At 43.1% G+C, this 6,617-nt stretch carries 7 protein-coding genes; 4 read left to right on the forward strand and 3 right to left on the reverse strand.

What is annotated here, in order from left to right; all coding sequences use genetic code 11:
* The coding region (locus tag RMO27_RS07085) for an adenylosuccinate synthetase (protein WP_309730932.1) at positions 1-321 on the reverse strand (321 nt) is incomplete at its 3' end.
* Between the two features lie 402 nt (positions 322-723).
* On the opposite strand from RMO27_RS07085, the gene miaB reads away from it, so the two are divergent.
* Positions 724-2,076 carry a tRNA (N6-isopentenyl adenosine(37)-C2)-methylthiotransferase MiaB gene (miaB, locus tag RMO27_RS07090; RefSeq protein ID WP_309730933.1) on the forward strand — a complete coding sequence of 451 codons (1,353 nt, stop codon included), beginning with the start codon at positions 724-726 and terminating at the stop codon, positions 2,074-2,076.
* Between the two features lie 10 nt (positions 2,077-2,086).
* Positions 2,087-4,456 (forward strand): CRISPR-associated helicase Cas3', encoded by a 2,370-nt coding sequence (gene cas3, locus RMO27_RS07095; RefSeq protein WP_309730934.1) that lies wholly within the window; start codon positions 2,087-2,089, stop codon positions 4,454-4,456.
* Positions 4,457-4,566: 110 nt separating this feature from the next.
* Here the strand turns inward: cas3 and RMO27_RS07100 are convergent, their stop codons facing one another.
* Complete coding sequence (locus RMO27_RS07100) at positions 4,567-4,965, reverse strand: transcriptional regulator (protein WP_309730935.1); 399 nt, start codon at positions 4,963-4,965, stop codon at positions 4,567-4,569.
* The gene (locus RMO27_RS07105; RefSeq protein WP_309730936.1) at positions 4,949-5,248 is read right to left on the reverse strand and encodes a type II toxin-antitoxin system HigB family toxin; all 300 of its coding nucleotides are present in this window, start codon (positions 5,246-5,248) and stop codon (positions 4,949-4,951) included. Before RMO27_RS07105 ends, RMO27_RS07100 begins: the two co-directional genes overlap by 17 nt.
* Positions 5,249-5,679: 431 nt before the next feature.
* Here RMO27_RS07105 and RMO27_RS07110 point away from each other — a divergent pair, with 431 nt between their 5' ends.
* Together RMO27_RS07110 and cas5c are read left to right on the forward strand one after the other, a co-directional pair.
* Positions 5,680-5,967, forward strand: a complete 288-nt coding sequence (locus RMO27_RS07110; protein WP_309730937.1) for a hypothetical protein — start codon at positions 5,680-5,682, stop codon at positions 5,965-5,967.
* Between the two features lie 89 nt (positions 5,968-6,056).
* A partial coding sequence (gene cas5c, locus RMO27_RS07115) for a type I-C CRISPR-associated protein Cas5c (RefSeq protein ID WP_309730938.1) occupies positions 6,057-6,617 on the forward strand: 561 nt, incomplete at its 3' end.

Raw genomic sequence — 6,617 nt, forward strand, 5'->3', positions numbered from 1 at the left:
GGGCATCGTGACGTGAGCTGTTCGGGAGATTAAGAGCTTGTCAGTAGGGATATCTAGCGCGACAAGTCGATCCAGTTCCTCGATCAATACTTTGGGGTCAATGACTGTCCCACAGCCAATGATACATTTCGTTTCGGGATAGAGAATCCCCGAAGGAATCAAGTGCAGTTTAAAGGTTTGACCCTGCACGACTACAGTGTGACCAGCGTTGACACCCCCTTGGTAACGCACGACCACATCTGCTGACTTACTTAGTAAGTCAGTGATTTTTCCTTTTCCTTCATCGCCCCATTGGGCACCAATTACGACTACGTTAGCCAAGGGTTATTGCTTGTCTATCTGAATAAAGTTAACACAATCTACAATCCTACTATAGATGTTAGTACGTGTCAAAACATGTCTGGATTGCGAGCATAAATACCAAGTGTCGATCGTCAGATCGCCGCTATTGGGCGCGATCGCTTCAACCCACGATCGCGCCAATCGATCGCCACAGCAGATCGATTATAATAAACAATTGCCACCGACCATACTGTGCTCAAACTGACAATCTGTAACGATCTCCACCGCAGCAACTCGATGCTCGTCCCGTAATGCCTACCCACAGATGCTCCGCCGACGAGTGCCAGTCATCGGCATCTTCCCGATCGCAGTGCTCACCACAGATGAGCTTCCCGACTGAAAAATCTTCCGATTAGTTTCTACCCTCTATCCTGGCAACCTATGAATTCGAGCGATCGCAGCTATCACATCACCACCTTTGGCTGTCAGATGAATAAGGCCGATTCCGAGCGGATGGGAGGGATACTAGAAGAAATGGGATTTCAGTGGTCGGACGATCCCTTTGGCGCAGATTTAGTCCTCTACAATACCTGCACCATCCGCGATCTCGCCGAACAAAAGGTTTATTCCTATCTTGGCAAACAGACTCGCCGCAAAAAAGACAACCCCAATCTGATTTTGATTATGGCTGGCTGTGTTGCCCAACAAGAGGGTGAAGCCCTATTAAGACGCATTCCCGAACTCGATATCATTATGGGTCCCCAACATGCCAATCGCCTCGAAGATCTGCTCAAGCAAGTCTTTGCGGGCGAACAGGTAGTCGCTACCGAACCGATTCATATCATTGAAGATATTACCAAGCCGCGTCGCGATAGTAGCGTAACAGCATGGGTGAATGTCATTTATGGCTGTAACGAACGCTGTACCTATTGCGTAGTGCCGAATGTGCGGGGTGTCGAGCAGTCGCGGACGCCAGCAGCAATTCGGACAGAAATCAAAGAATTGGCACGCCAAGGATATCGGGAAATCACCTTGCTCGGTCAAAATATCGATGCCTATGGGCGCGATCTACCTGGCTCGACTGTTGAGGGTCGCCATCTGAATACACTTACAGATCTGCTCTATTACATCCACGATGTTGAAGGAATCGAGCGAATTCGATTCGCGACTAGTCACCCGCGCTACTTTACCGAGCGATTGATTAAAGCGTGTCATGAATTACCCAAAGTCTGCGAACATTTCCACATCCCCTTTCAATCTGGCGATAACGAGATTTTGAAGGCGATGTCGCGGGGTTATACTCACGAAAAATATCGGCGGATTATCGATACGATCCGGCAGTATATGCCCGATGCGTCGATTAGTGCCGATGCGATTGTCGGTTTCCCTGGCGAGACGGAGGAGCAGTTCGAGCGGACGCTAGCATTGATTGCGGACATCGGTTTCGATATGGTTAATACGGCGGCATACTCCCCCCGTCCGAATACGCCTGCGGCAGTATGGAGCAATCAAATTAGTGAACAGATCAAAATCGACAGGTTGCAGCGGATCAATCATCTGGTTTCGCAAACGGCGATCGATCGATCGGGTCGCTATCTCGATCGAGTAGAATCTGTCCTAGTGGAAGAACGCAATACCAAAAATCCCGACCAAGTGCTCGGTAGAACTGGCGGCAATCGTCTCACCTTTTTCAATGGCGATATCGAAGAGCTACGCGGTAAAGTCGTTCCTGTTAAAATCATCGAAGCACGAGCGTTTAGTCTCACAGGTGAGATGGTAACGAAGCTAGAATAATCTTGCTGAGATGAAGTATCAATTTAACGCTCATACCCCATCGAAAGGTACCAATGATTGGCACGAACTCAAAGCACATTTGGGCAAGGTTTCAAAATTAGCTGAGAAATTTGCAGATAAGTTCGATGCGGGAGAACTGGGCAAATATGCTGGTTTATGGCACGATCTAGGTAAATATAATCCTGATTTTCAGACATATTTGGATGATTGTCATACAGCATCGCTGAACAACCAGAAACCACCCACAAAAAAGGTTCCTCATGCTATTCATGGCGCGATTTTAGCCGAGCAGTTTTGTTCGGATATTGCTGCGGTAATTGATGGACATCATCGAGGACTAAGAGATGCTACTGATGAATATGATGATGCTAAGTTAGAGAGAGCAAAAATAGAACTCGTTAGCATATTAGCATCTGCACAGTCTGAAGGAATTGAAACCGATCCAGATTTAGATTTTGATGAACTACTCGATCGTTTGCCAGACCCAGATGATCATCCCTATGCAAGAGAAGTATTCGATCGATTATTATTTTCTTGTTTGATTGATGCCGATAGGTTGGATAGTGAAAGATTTGGAAATCCTGAAACTTTCAATCTTCGCCATGATAAACCAACAATCGAACAGTTGTGGCAAATATTCAATTTCAAGCAGAAAGAATTTGTCGATAAGAAACAACAGGAATTGACAGCGAAAAATAAAATAGTATTTGATGTTAGACAAGAAGTCTATCAACATTGTGTAGAGACAGCATTATCGAAACCAGGAATATTTAGACTGACAGTACCCACTGGTGGCGGGAAGACACTTAGTAGTTTGGCTTTTGGACTGCAACATATTTTAGCGAACCCGATCGATAATCTAGATCGACGGGTAATTATGGCAGTACCCTATACCAGTATTATCGAGCAAACTGTCAAAGATTATCGCAGGGTATTTGCCGAATTAGGAGAAATAGCTGTCCTCGAACATCACAGTGCGATCCAACACGATCCCAAATCAAAGGATGAAAGTTCGGAAGCTGAGGAGGGCGCAATCGATTTTCAGCACCAAGCGAGATTAGCTACTCAAAATTGGGATGCTTCGCTAATTGTCACGACAACAGTTCAGTTATTTGAAAGTTTGTTTTCCAATCGAACTAGTAAGTGTCGTAAACTGCATAATATTGTTGGCAGTGTGATTATTTTAGATGAAGTGCAAACACTACCGATCGCGCTGAGGGAATCTATATGCAGTATGTTGGAAGAATTGGTAGAACGCTATCATGTTTCGGTGGTGTTATGTACTGCTACTCAACCAGTATTAGAAGGTGAAGATGGTTATTTTAAGGGCTTTAAAACTGGCTCAATTACGGATATTATCCCTGTAGCCAAAAGTCGAGAACATTTTGCCAAGCTCAAGCGAGTTGATTACAATCTATCTGCAATTAAAACCAATACTAAATGGTCATGGCAGGAATTAACAGATCGACTTAACTCTCATTCATCTGCTTTAGTCGTCCTCAATACTCGTAAAGATGCCCTGAAAGTCATAAATAGTTTGAATAGTTCACCTATTGAATATTTTGAAGCAGTAGGCACTGAATCACGAGTAAAACTAGCCGTTAAAAATAGTCAAGTTTTACACTTGTCCACTTTGCTCTGTGGGGCGCATCGTCAACTAGTACTAGCAGAAGTTCGATCTCGTTTGAAAAATAAGCAAGATTGTATTCTAGTTTCTACCCAAGTAGTCGAAGCAGGTGTAGATTTAGATTTCCCCGCAGTATATCGTGTTTTGGGGCCACTCGATCGCATTGTCCAAGCAGCAGGACGATGTAATCGCGAGGGAACTATGGATGAATTGGGACAAGTTTTTGTCTTTGAATTAGAAGAAGGGAGTATGCCACCGAAAGGTAGTGAATATGCGAAGGCGACTGGTAAAACTCAGCAGATTTTACAACAAGCGCAGTCAGAAGATTTATATCAACCGCAGATTTTCACTAGTTATGGTAATGCTCTATATAAATTAGAATCATCCGATAAGTACGAGATTCAAGACGACAGAGAGAATTGTTTGTTTGAAACAGTTGCTAGCAAATTTAAGCTAATTGATGATGATACTTATCCAGTGGTTGTCAGTTTTAATGATGAAGTTGAAAAGCTATTAAGGCAAATTAAACGTCGGGGGTTATTTACTAGCGATTATCAGAAATTACAACCATATACGATTAGCATTCGTCACTTTGAATTTCGCAAACATCATAAAACATCGATCGAGCAACCGATAGCTGGGGTTGAGTTTTATATCTGGACTGGCACTTACGATCCAATTAAGGGTTTGCCAATCCTTGGAGATCCGAGCGATGGTATTTTATTACCCGTTAAAGATTTATGCGATCTGTAGGGTGTGTTATCGCGAAGCGTAACGCACCAATACCAATGTGCTGGCGGTTGAAACCACCACTAGTGTTGCAAAGTCCGCCTACGCGGACTGAATATTTTTGTAAATAGCAACTATACAAACAAATTTGGTGACACTTTAAACATATCTCCTAATACTCTAGCTTGAGCTTGACTAATCGCTCTTTTTCCTTCGATAATTCCTGACACCTCCTCACTAGAACCTAGCTTACCGACTAAATCCGATCGATCGATTCCACTAGCCTCTAAAATATGCAGCAGCACTTCTTGAGGTGTAGAAGTGGGCATAGGATAATGTTTAGTTTCATAAGCCTCAATCAGCATTACTAATAACTGATAGATAGCTCTCTCTTCAGGCGTTTTATTGCGATCGAATGTCAATTTTTCGGCAATGGCTAATGCTCGATCGTATTCTAGTTCAGTTTCGATCACTTTTGGTGATATTTCTGCGAGCAAATTACTATAACTAGTTTGGTTAAAAGTAAGGGTCATTTTTCCACTTATCCTTATCGTATTCAGAGTGAGTCAGAAAATACTTAAAGTAAACTGTGTAATCTTGGTAATCGATCCCGACAATTAGACGATAATTATTACCTTTGATATTAAAGACAGTTAAATTACCAACTGCTTCAGCATCCCCATAAATCAGCCGCACATCCTCCAAACAACTCCACTCAGCTTGTCTGACAGTCGCATACCAATCTTCTACCTGCTTTGATACATCGGAATACTTTGCTGATGCAGCACGCAGATTGCGGATTGAGATTAAGTGCATTCGATCTGAATCTTGGCGCAGATTATTAGCTTCTTCTCTAATATTCTCTCGCCTTGAGCAGTATCTGACAAGTCTCAACAACCTATCGATGCTCCACAGGTGCTAAATTATGGTCATGCACTCATTCATGGGTGAGGATTGGAACATCTAAGCGTTACTTGATGGAGTATCTTATCAAGAGGCACGAATAGGTGAGCGTAAGTTATGCTTGCTCTCACCTATTCCCCGTTTTCACTCTAGTCAAATGTTTCTGCCTCTCCAGGACATGCAATATAACTTCTTCATCTAACGTTCTTGAGTAGTTCTTAGTCAGAGATTTTCTTTAAGGACAGCACTTGACAAAGTATCTACATAAGCTATAAAAATAGAGATGGCATCCTACTTGGATTTGAGCCACCTCTCGCAAAAAATATTTCTAATCAAATTTAACCATGACTAACCCTAACTTGTCATCCCCATCTCTCAATGGGGCAGTTTTTCCATTGCTCAATTATTGTCTGAGTCAACCTAACGTGAATCGATTTAATGCCCCAATCCAAGAGCCTCAAACCTATACCACACAAGAAATTGTTGATATTTTAGAGCTTTCGAGTGCCAATTGTTTACATAAATCGAAGAAGGAGGATAAGCCGTATGTCCACCATTCATCCACACAATCGGCTACTCGGATTGTATTACCTCTCAAACGAAATACGTGGATGATTTTTAGTCCTTGTTGAGTTATTTTGTAGTGTCCACAGGGAATACTTAATGTAGCTAACCTAGCCAAATTCCATCGCTTCATCATCACTTAACACCAATTATTAATATGTCTGACTCTCTACTTACCATGCGGGTACGGGGAGATTTGGCTTTATTCACTCGCCCGGAATTTACCGCCGAGCGGGTGACATATCCAGTAATTACGCCCAGCGCAGCACGAGGGGTATTAGAAAGTATTTTCTGGAAACCGGAAATTTACTGGATGGTACGGGAAATAGTAGTTTTATCAGAAATTCGCTATTTTTCCTTACTGCGGAATGAAGTCAACTCCCATCAAAACGAACGTACTGCCAAAGGCTGGGAAAAAGCTGGTACAGGTGGCTACTATGCCGATGAGGATCGCTCTCAACGCCACGCTTTGTGTCTGCGGGATGTCGATTACATTATCAAAGCCGATATCCAGTTAAAACCCCATGCAGACGCTCATCCGGCTAAATACCGCGATCAATTTCGGCGGCGGTTAGCCAAAGGGCAATGTCACCATCAACCTTATCTCGGTACGCGAGAGTTTAGTGCTTATTTTAGCGAACCGGATGGCTCAGAACAACCAATCGAGGGTAGTCCTGATTTAGGTTTAATGTTATTCGATTTAGAAATTACTGAAGCT

It is taken from the genome of Chamaesiphon sp. OTE_75_metabat_556 (assembly GCF_031378165.1).
Lineage (GTDB): Bacteria > Cyanobacteriota > Cyanobacteriia > Cyanobacteriales > Chamaesiphonaceae > Chamaesiphon.